The sequence below is a fragment of the Micromonospora sp. NBC_00421 genome, assembly GCF_036017915.1.
Lineage (GTDB): Bacteria > Actinomycetota > Actinomycetes > Mycobacteriales > Micromonosporaceae > Micromonospora.
This window is the reverse complement of record NZ_CP107929.1, coordinates 3,666,453-3,687,994: the sequence shown is the minus strand read 5'-3', so window position 1 is coordinate 3,687,994 and position 21,542 is coordinate 3,666,453. Positions and strand designations below refer to the sequence as shown.

The 21,542-nt window shown below is 74.9% G+C and carries 1 protein-coding gene; it reads left to right on the top strand.

Annotation, left to right across the window (positions count from 1 at the left end; translation table 11 throughout):
- The first annotated feature begins 45 nt into the window (after positions 1–45).
- Complete coding sequence (locus OHQ87_RS15215) at positions 46–21,378, top strand: SDR family NAD(P)-dependent oxidoreductase (protein WP_328338409.1); 21,333 nt, start codon at positions 46–48, stop codon at positions 21,376–21,378.
- Positions 21,379–21,542 lie beyond the last annotated feature (164 nt).

The window sequence follows — 21,542 nt, the reverse complement described above, 5'->3', positions numbered from 1 at the left end:
CACACCGAGCCGGGCGTCGAACCCGGAGACCTAGTGGAGCGTGCCATGAGCGAGTCCGTGAACCCCACCGGTGCCGAGCCCGACGCGCTGTCGGCACTGCGGCGGCGGCTGGACGGCCGCACGGCCGACGAGCAGGACCGGGCGCTCACCGCCCTGGTCCGGGAGCAGGCCCGCGACGTGCTGCGGACCGTGCTGCCGGACGGCCCGGACGCCGTCGAACCGGGCCGGCCCTTCCGCGACCTGGGCTTCGACTCGCTCGCCGCGGTCGAGCTGCACCGCCGGCTCACCGCCGCCACCGGCCTGGACCTGCCGGTCACGCTGGTCTTCGACCATCCGACGCCGCAGGCGGTCGGGCGGCTGCTGCGCACCCTGCTCGGCGGGGATGCCGCGCCCGCCCCGGCCGCCGCGCCGCTGCGCCGGGCCGACGACGACGAGCCGATCGCCGTGGTCGGTATCGGCTGCCGATACCCCGGGCACAGCGCCTCCGCCGACGACCTGTGGCGGCTGGTCTTCGAGGGCCGGCACGTCATCTCGGACTTCCCGACCGACCGGGGCTGGGACACCGACGGCCTCTTCGACCCGGACCCGGGCAAGCCGGGCAAGACCTACGTCCGCCAGGGCGGCTTCCTGGAGGGGGCGGCCGAGTTCGACGCGGACTTCTTCGGCATCAGCCCGCGCGAGGCGATGACGATGGACCCGCAGCAGCGGCTGGTGCTGGAGACCGCCTGGGAGGCGTTGGAGGACGCCGGCATCGACTCGGCGTCGCTGCGCGGCAGCCAGACCGGCGTCTTCATCGGCGCCGAGCCGCAGGAGTACGGCCCCCGGCTGCACGAGGCCCCGGAGGGTCTGGACGGCTACCTGCTCACCGGCAACGCGCCGAGCGTGGTGTCCGGCCGGCTCGCCTACACCTTCGGTTTCGAGGGTCCCACCCTGACCGTGGACACCGCCTGCTCGGGTTCCCTGGTCGCCCTGCACCTGGCCTGCCAGGCGGTCCAGCGCGGGGAGTGCACGACCGCGCTCGCCGGTGGGGTCGCGGTGATGGTGCACCCGGGCGCGTTCACCGCGTTCAGCCGGCAGCGGGGCCTCGCCCCGGACGGGCTGTGCAAGCCGTTCGCGGCGGCGGCCGACGGCACCGGCTGGGCCGAGGGCGTGGGCATCCTGGTGCTGGAGCGCCTCTCCGACGCCCGGCGCAACGGCCACCGGGTTCTCGGGGTGATCCGTGGGTCGGCGATCAACCAGGACGGCGCGTCCAACGGGTTGACCGCCCCGAACGGGCCGTCCCAGCAGCGGGTGATCCTGTCCGCCCTGGCCTCGGCCGGGCTGGCCGCCACCGACGTGGACATGGTCGAGGCGCACGGCACCGGCACCCGGCTCGGCGACCCGATCGAGGCGCAGGCGATCATCGCCACCTACGGCCGGGAACGCCCCGCCGACCGGCCGCTCTGGCTCGGCTCGCTGAAGTCCAACATCGGTCACTCGCAGGCCGCCGCCGGGGTGGCCGGGGTGATCAAGGTGCTGATGGCGATGAAGCACCGGGTGCTGCCGCGTACCCTGCACGTCGACGCGCCCACCCCCAACGTCGACTGGTCCGCCGGCACCGTCGCCCTGCTCACCGAGGCCCGCGAGTGGGCCGACCCGGGCCGGCCGCGCCGTGCCGGGGTCTCCTCGTTCGGGGTCAGCGGCACCAACGCGCACGTCATCGTCGAGGAGCCCCCGGCGGTCGACGACGAGGCGGTGCCCGAGGTGCCGCAGCTGCCCGGCGAGGTGCTGCCGGTGGTGTTCTCCGCCCGGGACGGGGCGGCGCTGCGGGACCAGGCCGCCGCGCTGCTCGCCACCGTGGACACCGGCGCGGACGCCCCGGAGCTGCGCGACGTCGCCTACTCGCTGGCGACCACCCGTACCGCGTTGGAGCACCGGGCGGTGCTGGTGGCCCGGGACCGGGCCGGCGTCGTGCGGGACCTGGCCACCCTCGCCGACGGCGGCACCGTGCCCGGCGTGGCCCTGGGCCAGGTCACCGGCGGTGGGCTCGGGTTCCTCTTCACCGGCCAGGGCAGCCAGCGGCTCGGTGCCGGCCGGCAGTTGTACGGCAGCCACCCCGTCTACGCCGCCGCCTTCGACGCCGCCTGCGGCTGGTTGGACCTGCAACTGGACGTGCCGCTCGCCGACGTCCTGTTCGCCGGGCCCGGCACCGCCGAGGCGGCCCTGCTCGACCAGACCGCCTACACCCAGTGCGCGCTGTTCGCCGTGGAGGTGGCCCAGTTCCGGCTGCTGGAATCCTGGGGGGTCCGGCCCGACCTGCTCGCCGGGCACTCGATCGGTGAGCTGGCCGCCGCCCACGTCGCCGGGGTGCTCTCCCTGGAGGACGCGGCGCTCCTGGTCGCCGCGCGCGGCCGGCTCATGCAGCAGCTTCCCGCCGAGGGCGTGATGGTCTCGGTGCAGGCCACCGAGGAGCAGGTCCGCCCGTTGCTCGTCGGCCGCGAGGCGCAGGTGGGCCTGGCGGCGGTGAACGGTCCGACCTCGGTGGTGGTCTCCGGTGCCGAGGACGCTGTGCAGGAGGTGGTCGCCGCCCTCGCCGCCGCCGGGCACAAGACGAAGCGGCTGAAGGTCAGCCACGCCTTCCACTCGCCGCTGATGACGCCGATGCTCGCCGAGTTCGGCCGGCTCGCCCACGTGCTCAGCTACCGTCCGCCGACCATCCCGGTCGTCTCCACGGTCACCGGTCGGCCGGTGCTCTCCGGTGAGCTCTGCGATCCCGAGTACTGGGTGCGGCACGTCCGCGACAGCGTCCGGTTCGCCGACGCGGTCCGGGTGATGGCCGACGAGGGGGTCGGCACCTTCCTCGAACTCGGGCCGACCGGTGTGCTCTCCGCGATGGGTCCGGCCTGCCTGGCCGAGGACGCCGACGCGGTCTTCACCCCGCTGCTGCGCGCCGACCAGGACGAGGAGACCGACGTCGTGGCCGCCGTCGCCCGCGCCCACGTGCGGGGGGTGCAGGTGGACTGGGCCGCGTTCTTCTCCGGGCGCGGCGCGCGCCGGGTGGCGCTGCCCACGTACCCGTTCCAGCGTCGCCGGTTCTGGATGGAATCCGGTGGGGGCAGCGCCGACGCGACCGGCTTCGGCCAGCTCGCCGCCGGGCACCCGCTGGTCGGTGCGGTCGTCGGCCTGGCCGGCGGCGACGGGGTGGTGCTCACCGGCCGGGTGTCGCTGCGTAGTCACCCGTGGCTGGCCGACCACACCATCTCCGGGGTGGCGCTGCTGCCCGGCACCGCCTTCGTCGAGCTGGCGGTCCGCGCCGGCGACCAGGTCGGCTGCTCGACAGTGGAGGAGCTGACCCTGGAGGCCCCGCTGGCGCTCGACGAGCGCGGCGTCGCCCTCCAGGTGGTCGTCGGCGCCGCCGACCCGGCCGGCCGCTACCCGGTGGCCGTCTACTCGCGCCCCGACGGGTCCGACCCGGACGATCAGCTCTGGACCCGGCACGTCAGCGGCTTCCTCGCCCCGGAGGCCGCCGACGCCGGGCAGCCGCTCACCCAGTGGCCGCCGCGCGACGCCCGCCCGGTCGACCTGGCCGGCGTCTACCCCGAACTGGCCGCGCAGGGTTACGGCTACGGCCCGGTCTTCCAGGGCCTCAAGGCCGTCTGGCGGCGCGGCCAGGAGGTGTACGCCGAGGTCGCGCTCCCCGCCGACAGCCGGGCCGACGCCGCCCGCTTCGGCCTGCACCCGGCGGTGCTGGACGCCGCCCTGCACGCCATCGACGCGGCCCGTCGGGGCGAACCCGCCGACGACGAGGTGCGCATCCCGTTCGCCTGGAACGACGTCACCCTGCACGCGGCCGGTGCCGCCGAGGTGCGGGTGCGGATCGCCCCCGCCGCCGGGGACAGCGTGTCGGTGACCCTCGCCGACGCCACCGGCGCACCTGTCGCCTCGGTGCGGTCGTTCGTCTCCCGACCGGTCTCCACCGCCCAGCTCACCGCCGCCCGGGGTGGTTACCACGAGCGGTTGTTCCGGTTGGAGTGGACGAAGCTCGGCCACCGGCCCGCCCCGGCGGGCACCCCGCGCTGGGTGGTGCTCGGCGACGAGCGGATCGGCGCGGCCACCCGGCACGCCGACCCGGCCGCGCTGGGTGCGGCGATCGACGCCGGCGCGACCGCCCCCGAGTGGGCGTTCGTCGGCGTCGCCACCGGTGACGTCCGGGCCGCCACCGCCGACGCGCTGGCGCTGCTGCAGCAGTGGCTGGCCGACGCGCGGCTGGCCGGCACCCGGCTGGTCTTCGTCAGCCGGGCCGACGACCTCGCCACCGAGGCGGTCTGGGGCCTGGTCCGGGCCGCGCAGACGGAGAACCCGGACCGGTTCGTCACCGTCCGGCTCACCGACGCCCCGACGCCGCTGCTGGCCGCCGCGTTGGCCACCGGGGAACCGGAGCTGCGGCTGCGCGACGGCGAGATCAGTGCGCCCCGCCTCGCCCGGGTCGCCACCACCCCGACCGCCACCGCCGTCGTCCCGGCGAGCGCCGACGCCGGCACGGCGGCCGGCACCACCACCGGCGTGAGCGACACCACCACCAGCGCCGCCGGCAGCCGTTGGCCGACCGACGGCACGGTGCTTGTCACAGGCGGCACCGGCGGGCTCGGGGCGCACGTGGCCCGGCACCTGGCCGGCAACCACGGCGTACGCCAGCTGTTGTTGACCAGCCGCAGTGGCCCGGCGGCGGCCGGCGTGCCGGCGCTGCGCGCGGAGCTGGAAGCGGCCGGCGCGAGTGTCGAGGTGGCCGCCTGCGACGCCGCCGACGCCGACGCGCTGGCCGCGCTGCTCGCCGGTATCCCGGCCGACCGGCCGCTGCGGGCGGTGGTGCATGCCGCCGGCATCGTCGACGACGCGACGATCGGTTCGCTCACCCCGGACCGGCTCGACGCGGTGCTGCAGGCCAAGCTGGACGGCGCGGTCAACCTCGACGCGCTGACCCGCGACGCCGACCTGACCGCGTTCGTGCTCTTCTCCTCGCTGGCCAGCCTGCTCGACTGCGCCGGCCAGGGCAACTACGCCGCCGCGAACGCCACCCTGAACGCGCTGGCCGTCGCCCGCCGGGCCGCCGGCCGGCCCGCCGTCGCGCTCACCTGGGGGCTGTGGACCGGCGACAGCGGGATGGGCGGCAAGCTGGACGCCGCCGCGCTGCACCGGATCGAGCGCTCCGGCATGCCCGGCCTCACCCCGGCGGAGAACCTGGCCCTGCTCGACGCGGCGCTCGGCGTCGACGAGCCGGTGCTCGCCCCGATCCGGGTCGACCTGGCCGCGCTGCGCGCCCGGCCGGACGGCGTGCCGGCGCTGCTGCGTGGCCTGGTGCCGCTGCCGGCGCGGCGCAGCGCCCAGGCGGCCGGCCCGGCGGACGCCATGCAGGGGCTGGCCCGGCAGTTCGCCGCGTTCAGCCCGGCCGAACGGGACCGGTTCACCCTCGACCTGGTCCGCGAGCACGTCGCCGCCGTGCTCGGGCACGACGGCGCGGACGCGATCGAGCCGCGCCGGGCCTTCAACGAGCTGGGCTTCGACTCGCTGGCTGCGGTCGAGCTGCGCAACCGGCTCAAGGCGGCCACCGGGCTGCGGTTGCCGGCGACCCTGGCGTTCGACTACCCGACCCCGGCGGCGCTCGCCGAGTTCGTGGTCTCCACCGTGCTGGGCACCGGCGCGGCCGTGACGGTGCCGGAGCTCGCGTCGGCATCCTTCACCCAGGAGCCGATCGCGATCGTCTCGATGAGCTGCCGTTTCCCCGGCGGGGTGGCCACCCCGGAGCAGCTCTGGGAACTGCTCGACAGTGGCACCGACGCGGTCTCCCCGTTCCCCGCCGACCGGGGCTGGGACCTGGTCGGCATGTACGACCCGGAGCCCGGCAAGCCCGGTAAGACGTACTCGATGGAGGGTGGTTTCCTCTACGACGCCGCCGACTTCGACGCGGACTTCTTCGGGATCAGCCCGCGTGAGGCGGTCGCGATGGACCCGCAGCAGCGGCTGATGCTGGAGACCTCGTGGGAGGTGCTGGAGCGGGCCGGGATCGACCCGACCTCGCTCAAGGGCAGCCCGACCGGCGTCTTCGCGGGCGTCATGTACCACGACTACGCGCTGCGGCTGCACCAGGTGCCCGACGACCTGGCCGGCTACCTGGGCAACGGCAGCCTGGCCAGCATCGTCTCCGGCCGGGTGGCCTACACCCTGGGGTTGGAGGGGCCGGCGGTGTCGATCGACACGGCGTGCTCGTCGTCGTTGGTGGCGATCCACCTGGCGGTGCAGGCCCTGCGGGCCGGGGAGTGCTCCCTGGCGCTGGCCGGTGGCGTCACCGTGATGTCCACGCCGGACACGTTCCTCGACTTCAGCCTCCAGCGTGGCCTGGCGAAGGACGGCCGGTCGAAGTCCTTCGCCGCCGGCGCCGACGGCACCGGCTGGGGCGAGGGTGCGGGCATGCTGCTGCTGGAGCGTCTCTCCGACGCCGAACGCCACGGCCACCACGTGCTTGCGGTGATCCGGGGTTCGGCGATCAACCAGGATGGTGCGTCCAATGGTTTGACCGCGCCGAACGGTCCGTCGCAGCAGCGGGTGATCCGGCAGGCTCTTGCCTCCGCGGGTGGGATTCCGGCGACGGAGGTGGACGTGGTGGAGGCGCATGGCACCGGTACGGCGCTGGGTGACCCGATCGAGGCGCAGGCGTTGTTGGCGACCTATGGGCAGGATCGTTCCGGTGGCCAGCCGCTCTGGCTTGGGTCGATCAAGTCGAACATCGGGCATACCCAGGGTGCGGCGGGTGTGGCGGGTGTGATCAAGATGGTGTTGGCGATGCGTAACGATCTGTTGCCGCGGACGTTGCACGCCGAGGAGCCGTCGCCGCAGATCGACTGGTCGGCGGGGGAGGTGCGGCTGCTCGCCGAGGCGCAGCGGTGGCCGGTGGTGGACCGGCCGCGTCGGGCGGGGGTGTCGTCGTTCGGCATCAGCGGCACCAACGCCCACGTCATCCTCGAACAGGCACCCCCGGTGGAGGAGCCCCCGCCGGCCGAGGTCGCCGCGACCGTCGTCCCGACGGTGCTGCCGTGGTTGCTGTCCGCACGGTCGGTGGAGGCGTTGCGGGCGCAGGCCGACCGGGTCGCCGGCACGGACGCGGACCTGGACGTGGCCTACTCGTTGGCCGTGACGCGGGCCGCGTTGGAGCGGCGGGCGGTCGTGGTGGCCGCGGCCGGCGAGGACGCGCTCCGCGCCCTGCGGTGTGTGGCGGAGGGGACCGACTCGACCGACGTGGTGTACGGGTCACCGTCCGCCGGGAAGCTGGCCGTGCTGTTCACCGGCCAGGGCGCGCAGCGGCGGGGGATGGGCCGTGAGCTGGCGGCGGCGTACCCGGCGTTCGCGGAAGCCTTCGACCAGGTCTGCGCGGAGTTGGACGCGAAGCTCGACCGGCCGTTGCGGGAGGTGCTGTACGCCGAGCCCGACACCGCCGACGCCGCGCTGGTGGACCAGACCGTCTACAGCCAGGCGGCGTTGTTCGCCGTCGAGGTGGCGCTGTTCCGGTTGCTGGAGTCGTGGGGGGTCCGGCCCGACATGGTGGCCGGGCACTCGATCGGCGAGGTGACGGCCGCCCACGTGGCCGGGGTGTTGTCGCTGGCCGACGCGGCGACCCTGGTCACGGCGCGTGGCCGGTTGATGCAGTCGATGCGGCAGGACGGCGCGATGGTCGCCGTCGAGGCGTCCGAGGCGGAGGTACGGGCGGCGCTGGCCGGCCTGGAGGCGCAGGCGGGCATCGCGGCGGTCAACGGTCCCCGTGCCGTGGTCGTCTCCGGCGATGCCGACGTGGTGGAGTCGGTCGCGGCGGGCCTGCGGGAGCAGGGTCGGCGGACGAAGCGGTTGCGGGTGAGTCACGCGTTCCACTCGCCGCACATGGGGCCGATGCTGGCGGAGTTCCACGAGATCCTCACCGGGCTGGTCTTCGACAGGCCGCAGCTGCCCGTGGTGTCCAACGTGACAGGCGCGGTGGCGGATCCGGAGGAGTTGCGGGACCCGGGTTACTGGGTGCGGCACGTCCGGGAGGCGGTGCGGTTCGGCGACGGGGTGGCCGCCCTGGAGGCCGCCGGGGTCACCACCTTCCTGGAGGTCGGCCCGGACGCGGTGCTCACGGCGATGGGCCGGGACTGCGTGACCGACGAGGACGCGGTGGCCCTGGTGCCGGTCCTGCGGGCCGGCCGGGACGAGCCGACGACCCTGCTGACCGCCCTGGCGACCCTGCACACCCGGGGTGTCACGGTGGACTGGCGGGCCTGGTTCGCGCCCACCGGCGCCCGCAGCACCGCCCTGCCCACCTATCCCTTCCAGCGCCGCCGCTACTGGATCCACGCCACCACCGCGGCGACCGACGTGGCGTCGGTGGGCCTCGGGGCGGCGGGTCACCCGCTGTGGGGCGCGTCGGTGCCGATGGCCGAGTCGGGGGAGGTGCTGTTCACCGGCCGTTTCTCCGTGGACACCCACCCGTGGCTGGCCGACCACGCGGTCTCCGGCACCGTGCTGCTGCCCGGTACCGGCTTCGTCGAGCTCGTGCTGCACGCCGGTGGACACGTGGGCCTCGGGCACCTCGAGGAGCTGACCCTGCACGCCCCGCTGCTGCTGACCGAGCGCGACGCGGTGCAGGTCCAGCTGCTGATGACGGCCGGTGACGAGTCGGGCCGGCGTACCGTCACCGTGCACTCGCGTCCCGAGTACGCCGACCCGGACCTGCCGTGGACCCGGCACGCCACCGCCGTGCTCGCCGACACGCCTGCCGATCCCACCTTCGACCTGACCGCCTGGCCGCCGCCGGGCGCGGTGCCCGTGCCGGTGGAAGGGCTCTACGACGACCTGGTGGCGCAGGGGTACGAGTACGGTCCGGTCTTCCAGGGCGTACAGGCCGTCTGGCGGGCCGGCGAGACGGTGTACGCGGAGGTGTCGCTGCCGTCGGAGGCGCACGCCGACGCGGCGCGGTTCGGGCTGCACCCGGCGCTGCTCGACGCCGCGCTGCACGCGGTGGGGATCGGCGAGGAGGTGCCGGCGGACCGGCCGCCGTCGGTGCCGTTCGCCTGGACCGACGTGACGCTGCACGCCGCCGGTGCGACCGCGCTGCGGGTCCGGGTCACTCCGGCGGGCGCGGAGGCGGTGGCCCTGCACCTGGCCGACCCGACGGGTGCGCCGGTGGCAGAGGTCGGTGCGTTGGTGTCCCGGCCGGTGCAGCTCGCCCCGGCGGGCGGCACCGACGGCAACCTCTACCGGGTCGACTGGATCCCGGTGCCGGTGGCCGCCGCCCCGGCCACCTCCTGGGCCTACCTGGAGGATCTCGCGGACGAGGCGCCGGAACTTGTCCTCACCCGCCTCACCGACCTGTCGACCACCCCGGACGCAGCGGTCCCCGCCGACGTCGAGTCGGCCTCGCGGGCCACCGCCGCTGCGGTGCTCGGGCTGCTCCAACGCTGGCTGGCCGACCCCCGGTCGACCGAATCCCGGCTGGTGGTGCTGACCAGTGGCGCGGCCGACGGGGTCACCGACCTGGTCCAGGCCCCGGTCTGGGGTCTGGTCCGGGCCGCGCAGGCGGAGAACCCCGGCCAGTTCGTGCTCGTCGACGCCGCCCCGGAGACGCCTGTCGACGACGTCGTCGCGGCGGTCGACACCGGCGAGCCGGAGCTGTCGCTGCGCGACGGGCAGGTACGCGTGCCACGGCTGGCCCGCGCCGCCACCGGCGACACCCCGTGGCGGGCGGCGGGCACGACCCTGGTGACCGGCGGCACGGGCATGCTGGGCGCGCTGGTCGCCCGGCACCTGGTCACCACGCACGGGATCCGTGACCTGGTGCTGGTCTCCCGCCGTGGGCCGGCCGCCCCGGGCGCCGGGGAGTTGCGCGAGGAACTGGCCGGTCTCGGCGCCGCCGTGGAGATCGTCGCGTGTGACCTGGCCGACCGGGATGCCGTCGCCGCCCTGCTGGACGGGATCCCCGGATTGACGACTGTGGTGCACACCACAGGTGTCCTCGACGACGGGTTGACGACCTCGCTGACCACTGCGCAGCTCGACGGCGTGTGGCGGGCGAAGGCCACCCCCGCCTGGCACCTGCACGAGTTGACCCGGGACCGGGACCTGTCGGCGTTCGTGCTGTTCTCCTCGGCCGCCGGTTGTGTGGACGGCTCCGGGCAGGGCAACTACGCCGCGGCGAACGTGTTCCTCGATGCCCTGGCCGAGCACCGGCGTGGGCTGGGCCTCCCGGCGACCTCGCTGGCGTGGGGGCTGTGGGCCGAGCGCAGCGGGATGACCGCGCACCTCGGTGAGGCCGACCTGGCCCGGATGGCCCGTTCCGGCATCCTGCCGATCAGCTCCGACCAGGGCCTGGCGTCGCTGGACGCGACGGTCGCCACCGGGGAGCCGACGTTCGTGCCGATCCGGCTGGACACCGCCGCGCTGCGCGCCCAGGGTCAACAGCTGCCTGCCCTGTTCCGGGGCCTGGTCCGGCTGCCGGCCCGGCGGGCCGCCGAGGCGGGGCCGACGCCGGTCGGCGGGTCCGCGCTGCAACGGAGACTGACCGGTCTGCCCGACGCCGAGCAGCGGCGTCTGCTGCTCGACCTGGTCCGGGTCGACGTGGCTGCGGTCCTCGGCCACGACAGCCCCGCCGGCGTGGAACCCGGCCGGGCGTTCCGGGAGATCGGCTTCGATTCGCTGGCCGCCGTGGAGCTGCGCAACCGGCTCAACACCGCCACCGGGCTGCGGCTGCCGGCCAGCCTGGTGTTCGACTACCCGAACCCGACCGCGCTCGCCGACTACCTGCACACCCGGCTGGTCGGCGCGGCCACCCCGGCCGCTCCCACCGTCGCCACGGTGATCGCCGACGACGAGCCCGTCGCCATCGTCGCGATGAGCTGCCGCTACCCCGGTGGCGTACGCACCCCCGAGGAGCTGTGGCAGTTGCTCGTCGAGGGCGACGACGCCATCACCCCGTTCCCCACCGACCGGGGCTGGGACCTCGACAACCTCTACGACCCGGAGCCCGGCAAGCCCGGCAAGACGTACTCGATGGAGGCCGGTTTCCTCTACGACGCGGCCGACTTCGACCCCGACTTCTTCGGGATCAGCCCGCGTGAGGCGGTCGCGATGGACCCGCAGCAGCGGCTGCTGCTGGAGACCTCGTGGGAGGTGCTGGAGCGGGCCGGCATCGACCCCACCTCGCTGCGCGGCAGCCTCACCGGCGTCTTCGCCGGCGTGATGTACCACGACTACGCCAGCCGGTTGCCGACGGTCCCCGAGGACCTGGTGGGTTACCTGGGCAACGGCAGCATGGCCAGCGTGGCCTCGGGCCGGATCTCGTACACCCTGGGGTTGGAGGGGCCGGCGGTGTCGATCGACACGGCGTGCTCGTCGTCGTTGGTGGCGATCCACCTGGCGGTGCAGGCCCTGCGGGCCGGGGAGTGCTCCCTGGCGCTGGCCGGCGGTGTCACCGTGATGTCCGCCCCGGACACGTTCGTCGAGTTCAGCCTCCAGCGCGGCCTCGCCGCCGACAGCCGGGTCAAGTCCTTCGCGGCCGGCGCCGACGGCACCGTGATGTCCGAGGGCGTCGGCATGCTGCTGCTGGAGCGTCTCTCCGACGCCCGGGCCAACGGCCACCACGTGCTTGCGGTGATCCGGGGTTCGGCGATCAACCAGGATGGTGCGTCCAATGGTTTGACCGCGCCGAACGGTCCGTCGCAGCAGCGGGTGATCCGGCAGGCTCTTGCCTCCGCGGGTGGGATTCCGGCGACGGAGGTGGACGTGGTGGAGGCGCATGGCACCGGTACGGCGCTGGGTGACCCGATCGAGGCGCAGGCGTTGTTGGCGACCTATGGGCAGGATCGTTCCGGTGGCCAGCCGCTCTGGCTTGGGTCGATCAAGTCGAACATCGGGCATACCCAGGGTGCGGCGGGTGTGGCGGGTGTGATCAAGATGGTGTTGGCGATGCGTAACGATCTGTTGCCGCGGACGTTGCACGCCGAGGAGCCGTCGCCGCAGATCGACTGGTCGGCGGGGGAGGTGCGGCTGCTCGCCGAGGCGCAGCGGTGGCCGGTGGTGGACCGGCCGCGTCGGGCGGGGGTGTCGTCGTTCGGCATCAGCGGCACCAACGCCCACGTCATCCTCGAACAGGCACCCCCGGTCGAGCAGTCGCCGGCCGACGCCCCCGAGCCGGAGATCCTGCCCTGGGTGCTGTCGGCCCGTACCGACCAGGCGCTGCGGGAGCAGGCCGCCCGGGTGGCCGCCGTCGCCGGCAGCGACACCGCACGGGCCGGTGACCTCGCGTACGCGCTGGCGACCGGGCGGGCGCTGCTGGACAGGCGGACGGTGGTCGTCGGTGACCGGGCCGACTTCGTCGCCGGGGCCCGCGCGTTCGCCGAGGACGGCGTCGCCCCCGGTGTGCTCCGGGGTGGCACCGTCTTCGTCTTCCCCGGGCAGGGCTCGCAGTGGCTTGGCATGGCGGTGGAGTTGCTGGACTCGTCGCCGGTGTTCGCCGAGCGGATCGACGAGTGTGGCGCGGCGTTGTCCGAGTTCGTGCCGTGGCGGTTGACCGACGTGCTGCGGGGCGTCGAGGGCGCTCCGTCGACGGACCGGGTGGACGTGGTGCAGCCGGTGCTGTGGGCGGTGATGGTGTCGCTGGCGGGGCTGTGGCGTTCGTTCGGTGTGCAACCGGACGCGGTGATCGGCCACTCGCAGGGCGAGATCGCGGCCGCCGTGGTGTCGGGTGGTCTGTCGCTGCGGGACGGTGCCGCGGTGGTGGCACTGCGGAGCCTGGCGATCGCCGAGGATCTGGCGGGTCGCGGCGCGATGGCGTCCGTCGGTCTACCCGAGCGGGCGGCGACCGAGCGGCTGGCCGGCTACGCCGGGCGGATCTCCGTCGCCACCGTCAACGGCACCTCCTCCGTGGTCGTCTCCGGCGACCCCGACGCGGTGGACGACCTGGTCGCCACCCTCACCGCCGAGGGCCTGCGGGCCAAGCGGGTCAACGTCGACTACGCCTCGCACTCCGCCCAGGTCGAGCGGATCGAGCAGCGCCTGCTCGACGTCCTCGCCGGGATCACCCCCCGCGCCTCCCGCGTGCCGTTCTACTCGACGGTCACCGCCGGGGTGCTCGACACCACCGGGTTGGACGCCCGGTACTGGTACACGAACCTGCGGCAGACGGTGCGCTTCGAGGAGACCACCCGGGCCCTGCTCGCCGCAGGGATGCGGGTGTTCCTGGAGTGCAGCGCCCACCCGGTGCTGACCATGGGCGTCGAGGAGACCGCCGCCGACGCGGGCGTCGAGGTCGCCGCCGTCGGCTCGCTGCGTCGGGGCGAGGGGGGTCTGCGCCGGTGGCTGACCTCGCTGGGTGAGGCGTTCACCCGGGGCGTCGCGGTGGACTGGTCGCCGGTGCTGCCGGCGCGCCCCCGTGGCGAGGTGCCGCTGCCCACGTACCCGTTCCAGCGCCGCCGCTACTGGATCGACGCCATCGGCGGCAGCGCCGACCTCGCGTCCGCCGGACTCGGTTCCGCCGGCCACCCGCTGTGGGGCGCCGCGGTCGGCATGGCCGACTCGGGTGAGGTGCTGTTCACCGGGCGGATCTCCCTGGACACCCATCCGTGGCTGGCCGACCACGCCGTCAACGGCACGGTGCTGCTGCCCGGCACGGGCTTCGTCGAGCTGGTGCTGCACGCCGGTGACCACGCCGAGGTCGGCCACCTCGACGAGCTGACCATGCACGCCCCGCTGGTCCTGCCCGAGCGGGGTGCCGTCCAGGTGCAGCTCCTGCTGGGCGCTGCCGACGACGCCGGCCGACGCGCGGTCACGGTGCACTCCCGGCCGGAGCACACCGGGAACTGGATCCGGCACGCCACCGGCATGCTCTCCGCCGACCCCGCCGACCCCACGTTCGACCTGACGGCCTGGCCGCCGCCGGGTGCCGTGCCGGTGCCGACCGCCGGCCTGTACGACGACCTGGTGGCCCAGGGCTACGAGTACGGCCCGATGTTCCAGGGTGTGCAGGCTGCCTGGCGGGCCGGTGACGTGGTCTACGCCGAGGTGGCGTTGCCTGAGGAGGCACATGCCGAGGCGGGCCGGTTCGGTCTGCATCCGGCGTTGCTGGACGCCGCGCTCCAGGCGGTGGGGATCGGTGAGCCGGTGCCGGCCGGTCGGCCGCCGTACCTGCCGTTCGTGTGGACCGACGTGACCCTGCACGCCACCGGCGCCACCGCCCTGCGGGTCCGGATCACCGCCGCCGGGCCGGAGTCCGCCACCCTGCACCTCGCCGACCCCGACGGTGCCCCGGTTGCCGTCGTCGGCGCCCTCGTCTCCCGTCCGGTCCAGCTCACCGCCGCCGCTCCGACCGAGGGCGACCTCTACCGCGTCGACTGGACGACCGTCCCCACCGGCACCGCCACCGAGTCGTGGGGCTACCTCGGAGGGATCGGCTTCGGCGTCCCGGACGTGGTGCTCGCCCCGCTCACCCCGGCCGGTGACGACACCGATCCGGCCACCGCCGCCCAGCGGGCCACGGCCGAGACCCTGACCCTGCTCCAGTCCTGGCTCGCCGACCCGGCGCAGGCCGCCGCCCAGCTGGTGGTGATCACCCACGGTGCCGTCGACGGCGGCACCGACCTCGCCCACGCCCCGGTGTGGGGCCTGGTGCGGGCGGCACAGGCGGAGAATCCGGGTCAGTTCGTGCTGGTGGACGCGGATCCGGAGACTCCGGTGGAGGAGATCCTGGCCGCGGTGGGCACCGGTGAGCCGGAGCTGTCGCTGCGGGCCGGGCAGGTCCGGGTGCCGCGGCTGGTCCGGGCGACCGGCTCGGGTGCGGTCTGGCGGGCCGAGGGTCCGGTGCTGGTGACCGGTGGCACGGGTGTGCTGGGCGCGCTGGTGGCCCGGCACCTGGTTGCCGGCCACGGGGTCCGTGACCTGGTGCTGGTGTCGCGGCGTGGGTTGTCCGCCCCCGGGGCGGTGGAGCTGCGCGACGAGTTGACCGCCCTCGGCGCGGTCGTCGAGGTGGCCGCCTGCGACCTGGCCGACCGGGATGCCGTCGCCGCCCTGCTGGACGGCATACCCACGCTGAGCGCGGTGGTGCACACCACAGGTGTGCTGGACGACGGGCTGCTGGCCAGCCTGACGCCGGCGCAGCTCGACTCGGTCTGGCGGGCCAAGGCCACCTCGGCCTGGCACCTGCACGACCTCACCCGCGACCGGGAGCTGTCCGCGTTCGTGCTGTTCTCCTCCGCCGCCGGGGTGATCGACGGGGCCGGGCAGGGCAACTATGCCGCCGCCAACGTCTTCGTCGACGCCCTCGCCGTGCACCGGCGGGCGCTCGGGCTACCGGCGGTCTCGCTGGCCTGGGGATTCTGGGAGCAGCGCAGCGGGATGACCGCACACCTCGGGGAGGCGGACGTGGCCCGGATGGCCCGTTCCGGCGTCCTGCCGATCGGCTCGGATCAGGGCCTGGCCCTGCTCGACGCGGCGGTCGCCGACGGTGGGCCGGTGCTGGTGCCGATCCGGTTGGACACCGCCGCGCTGCGGGCCCAGGGCGCGCAGTTGCCGGCGCTGTTCCGGGGGCTGGTCCGACTGCCTGCCCGCCGGGCGGCGGCCACCGGGTCCGCCCCGGTCACCGGGTCCGGACTCCAGCGGCAGCTCGCCACCCTCGGCCCGGACGACCAGCACCGGGTGCTGCTCGACCTGGTCCGGGCCAGCGTCGCGGCGGTCCTCGGCCACGACAGCGGCAGCGCCGTCGAGCCGACCCGGGCGTTCAAGGAACTCGGGTTCGACTCGCTCGCGGCCGTCGAGCTGCGCAACCGGCTGAACACCGCCACCGGGCTGCGGTTGCCCGCCACCCTGGTCTTCGACTACCCGAACCCCGGCGCGCTCGCCGACCACCTGCACCACACCATCGTCGGCGGCCCGGTCGACGTCCGGCCGGCCGACGCACCCCGCCCGGTGGCCGACGAGCCGATCGCCATCGTCGCGATGAGTTGCCGCTTCCCCGGTGGTGTCCGCAGCCCGGAGGACCTGTGGCAGTTGCTGCTCGACGGGTCGGACGCCATCTCGCCGTTCCCCACCGACCGGGGCTGGGACCTGGACGGTCTCTACGACCCGGAGCCCGGCAAGCCCGGCCGGACGTACTCGATGGAGGGTGGTTTCCTCTACGACGCGGCCGACTTCGACCCGGACTTCTTCGGGATCGGCCCGCGTGAGGCGACGGCGATGGACCCGCAGCAGCGGCTGCTGCTGGAGAGCTCGTGGGAGGCGCTGGAGCGGGCGGGCATCGACCCGCTGTCGCTCAAGGGCAGCGCGACAGGCGTCTTCACGGGGGTCATGTACCACGACTACGGCAGCCGGCTGCCGTCCGTACCGGACGAACTGGCCGGTTACCTGAGCAACGGCAGCATGTCCAGCGTCGCGTCCGGCCGGATCTCGTACACCCTGGGGCTGGAGGGGCCGGCGGTCAGTGTCGACACCGCCTGCTCGTCGTCGCTGGTCGCCATCCACCTGGCCGTGCAGGCGCTGCGGTCGGGGGAGTGCTCGCTGGCGTTGGCGGGTGGGGTGACGGTGATGTCCACCCCGGCCACCTTCGTCGAGTTCAGCCTGCAGCGCGGGCTCTCCGCCGCCGGCCGGTGCAGCTCCTTCGCGGCCGGTGCGGACGGCACGGCGATGTCCGAGGGCGTCGGGATGTTGCTGTTGGAGCGGCTCTCCGACGCCGAGCGGCACGGTCACCGCGTGCTGGCGGTGGTCCGCGGCTCGGCGGTCAACCAGGACGGCGCGTCCAACGGGCTGACCGCCCCGAACGGCCCCTCGCAGCAGCGGGTGATCCGGCAGGCGTTGGCCGCCGCGAACGTCCCCGCCGACCAGGTGGACCTGGTGGAGGCGCACGGGACCGGCACCACCCTGGGCGACCCGATCGAGGCGCAGGCGTTGCTGGCGACCTACGGTCAGGGCCGGGCGGCGGACCGTCCGTTGTGGCTCGGTTCGGTGAAATCGAACATCGGCCACACCCAGGGCGCGGCCGGGGTGGCCGGGGTGATCAAGACGGTGTTGGCGATGCGTAACGATCTGTTGCCGCGGACGTTGCACGCCGAGGAGCCGTCGCCGCAGATCGACTGGTCGGCGGGGGAGGTGCGGCTGCTCACCGAGGCGCAGCGGTGGCCGGTGGTGGACCGGCCGCGTCGGGCGGGGGTGTCGTCGTTCGGTATCAGCGGCACCAACGCCCACGTCATCCTGGAACAGGCACCCCCGGCACCGGACGCGCCGGTCGAGACCGCCGCGACGGTCACCCCACCGGTGTTGCCGTGGCTACTCTCCGCCCGTTCCGAGGAGGCGTTGCGGGCCCAGGCCGGCCTGGTCGCCGACACCGGCGCCGGCCTCGACGTGGCCTACTCCCTGGCCACCACCCGGGCGGCCCTGGAACGCCGGGCCGTCGTGGTCGCCGCCGCGGGGCAGGACGCGGTCCGCGCCCTGCGGGAGGTCGCCCAGGGCGGCGACCCCGCCGAGGTGGTCCGGGGTACGCCGTCCGCCGGCAAGCTGGCCATGATCTTCACCGGTCAGGGTGCCCAGCGCCTCGGCATGGGTCGCGAGCTGGCCGCCGCGTACCCGCTCTTCGCCGAGGCCTTCGCGGAGGTCAGCGCGTACCTGGAGGCGAAGCTCGACCGCCCGCTGCGCGAGGTGCTCTACACCGAGCCGGACGTGGCCGACGCGGCGCTGCTCGACCAGACCGTCTACAGCCAGAGCGCGCTGTTCGCCATCGAGGTGGCGTTGTTCCGGCTGCTCGACTCGTGGGGGATCCGGCCCGACCTGGTCGCCGGACACTCCATCGGCGAGGTCGCCGCGGCCCACGTCGCCGGGGTGCTGTCGCTGGCCGACGCCGCCACCCTGGTCACCGCGCGGGGCCGACTGATGCAGAGCATGCGCGAGGACGGCGCGATGGTGGCCGTCGAGGCGTCCGAGGCGGAGGTGAGCCGGGAGCTGGCCGGACGCGAGGCGGAGCTGGGTATCGCCGCGGTCAACGGGCCGCACGCGGTGGTGATCTCCGGTGACCACGACGCCGTGGGCACGCTCGCCGACGGTTGGCGGGCCAGGGGACGCCGGACCAAGCGGCTGCGGGTCAGCCACGCGTTCCACTCCCCGCACATGGAGCCGATGCTTGCCGAGTTCCACCGGATTCTCTCCGGTCTGACCTTCGCACCGCCGAGGGTGCCGGTGGTCTCCAACCTGACCGGCCGACTCGCCGACCCCGACGAGATCTGCGACCCCGGCTACTGGGTGCGGCACGTCCGGGAGGCGGTCCGGTTCGGCGACGGCATCACCACCCTGGAGGCTGCCGGCGTCACCACGTTCCTGGAGGTCGGTCCGGACGCGGTGCTCACCGCGATGGGCCGGGACTGCGTCACCGACACCGACCGGGTCGCCCTGGTGCCGGTGCTGCGGGGCGGACGGGAGGAGGTGGCGACCCTGCTGACCGCCGTCGCCACCCTGCACACCAGGGGTGTCCCGGTGGACTGGCGGGCCTGGTTCGCGCCCACCGGCGCCCGGGTCACCGACCTGCCGACGTACCCGTTCCAGCGTCGCCGGCTCTGGCTGGACGCCCCGGCGGACGGCGGCGACGTGTCCGGCCTCGGCCAACGCCCGGCCGCCCACCCGCTGCTCGGCGCGGTGGTCGGGTTGGCCGACGCCGACGGCACCGTGCTGACCGGCCGGCTCTCGCTGCGTACCCACCCGTGGCTGGCCGACCACGCCCTCGCCGGGACGGTGCTGCTGCCCGGCACGGCGTTCGTGGAGCTTGCCGTGCGCGCCGGCGACCAGGTCGGCTGCGCCCTGGTGGAGGAGTTGACGCTGGAGTCCCCGCTGACCGTCCCGGCCCGGGGCGGTGTGGATCTCCAGGTGGTGGTGGGGTCGTCCGACGAGACGGGACGCTGCCCGGTCACCGTGCACTCGCGGCCGGAGGGCGGCGTCGACGGCTGGACCCGGCACGCCACAGGCGTACTGGCCCCGGCGGCGTCCACCGCACCCGCCGGTGCCGCCGGCGAAGCCTGGCCGCCGGCCGGGTCGACCCCGGTCGACCTGGCCGGGCGCTACGACCGGCTGGCCGATGCCGGCTACCACTACGGGCCGCTGTTCCAGGGGCTGCGGGCCGCCTGGCGGCACGGCGACGAGGTGTACGCCGAGGTGGCGCTCCCCGAGGACGCCTGGTCCTCGGCCGGGCGGTTCGGCCTGCACCCGGCGCTCTTCGACGCCGTGCTGCACGCCCTCGACCTGGCCGAGGCGGACCGGCCCGACGACGGCCGGCTCGAGGTGCCGTTCGCCTGGCGCGGTGTCGCCCTGCACGCCACCGGTGCGACGGCGCTGCGGGTACGGCTGACCCGGACCGGCCCGGAGGAGGTCGGCATCGAGCTCGCCGACGCCGACGGCGCCCCGGTCGCCTCGGTCGCCGCACTCGTGGTCCGGCCGCTCGCGGCCGACCAGCTCGACGCGGCACGTACCGCCCACCGTTCCGCGCTGTACCAGGTCGTCTGGACCCCGGTGCCGACCCCGGACACCGGGCCGGCCGACCGTACGGTGGTGCTCGGCGACACCGACCTCGGCCTCGGGGTGCCCCGCCATCCCGACCTCGCCGCGCTCGCGGTCGACGTCGAGCGGACCGGTGTCGCGCCGCAGACCGTCGTGGTGCCCTGGCGGGCGGCGTCGGACTCGACGGTGCCGGCCACCACCGTGGCACTGGACCTGCTCCAGCGGTGGTTCGCCGACGACCGGTTCGCCGGTGCCCGGCTGGTCCTGGTGACCACCCGGGCGGTCGCCACCGGCGACGGCGAGGACGTGCCCCGGCCGGTGGACGCCACGGTCTGGGGCCTGGTCCGGGCCGCCCAGGAGGAGAATCCGGGCCGGTTGGTCCTGGTCGACGTCGACGGCGCGGACCCGGCCGGGCTACGCGCGGCGCTCGCCGCCGGTGCCGAGCCACAACTCGCGGTACGCCCCGTCGGGCTGCTCGCCCCCCGGCTGGCGCCGCTGCCGGTGCCCGCCGACGAACTGCCCGCCCGCCCGGATCCGGACGGCACCGTGCTGGTCACCGGCGGCACCGGTGGGCTGGGCCGCCTCGTCGCCGAGCACGTCGTGACCCGGCACGGGGTACGGCGGCTGCTGCTGGTCAGCCGGCGTGGTCCGGCCGCGCCCGGGGTGGACGAGCTGGTCGCCCGACTGTCGGCGGCCGGTGCGGAGGTGACGGTGGCCGCCTGCGATCTGGCCGACCGGTCGGCGGTGGCGGACCTGCTCGACGGGGTGCCCGCCGCGCACCCGCTCACCGGGGTGATCCACACGGCCGGTGTGCTCGACGACGCCCTGCTGCCCGCGCTGACCCCCGAGCGGCTGGCGGCGGTCCTGGCTCCCAAGGCGGAGGCCGCACGTCACCTGCACGAACTCACCCTGCACCTGCCGTTGCGCTGGTTCGTCCTGTTCTCCTCGGCGGCGGCCACGTTGGGCGGCGCCGGCCAGGCCAACTACACCGCCGCCAACGCCTACCTGGACGCCCTGGCCCAGCACCGTCGGGCGCACGGGCTGGCCGGCACCTCGTTGGCCTGGGGCCTGTGGGCCGAGTCGGGCAGTGGGATGACCGGTCGCCTGGGCGAGGCGGACCTCCGCCGGATGGCCAGGTCCGGGGTGACCGCCCTGTCCACCGTGGACGCGCTGGCGTTGTTCGACGCGACCACCCACCCGACCCCCGCCCTGGCGCTCCCGGTGCGTCTCGACCTGGCCGCTATCCGTTCCCGGGCCGAGGGGGTGCCGCCGTTGCTGCGCGGCCTGGTGCGCGCCCCGGCGCGGCGTACGGCGGGCGGCACGGTGGCCGGGGAGCAGCCCCTTGCCGACCGGCTCGCCGGCCTGCCGCCGGAGGAAGCCGACCGGCTGGTCACCGAGCTGGTCCGGGGCCAGGCGGCCGAGGTGCTCGGGCACGCCAGTCCGCACGTCGTCGAGATGGGCAAGGGCTTCCTGGAGCTGGGCTTCGACTCCCTGGCGGCCGTGGAGTTCCGCAACGGCCTCGGCGCCGCCACCGGCCTGCGGCTGTCCGCGACGCTCATCTACGACCACCCGAGCCCGGCGGCGGTGGCCCGGTTCGTGCGCACGGAGCTGACCGGTGACCTGCCGGCCGCCCCGTCGATCGAGGCCGAGCTGGCCCGGTTGGAGGCACTGCTGGACGGCACGGTGCCGGACGACGCGGAGCGGAGCCGGATCACCGTCCGGCTCCAGGCGTTGGTGTCCCGCTGGAACACGGCGTACGGGACGGCCAGCGTGGAGCCGGCCGCCCGGGACCTGGCGTCGGTGTCCGCCGACGAACTGTTCGACATCCTCGACGACGAGTTGGAGGCGTCGGACTGACCTTCACCGTCGGACCCGAGGTCCGTCGACGTGCACGGCTGTCGGCGGACCTCGGGCTTCCTCCCCGGGGAAGGGTGGGTATTTGTCCACCTTCGATGTGGGTCCACGACCGTGTCGCGTTACCTTGCGACCTCGTACGGTAGTGGCCGGGGCGGATGGACGAA

Excerpts from the sequence above, each read along its gene's own strand:
- OHQ87_RS15215 (WP_328338409.1), top strand. The coding sequence starts at position 46 with ATGAGCGAGTCCGTGAACCCCACCGGTGCCGAGCCCGACGCGCTGTCG.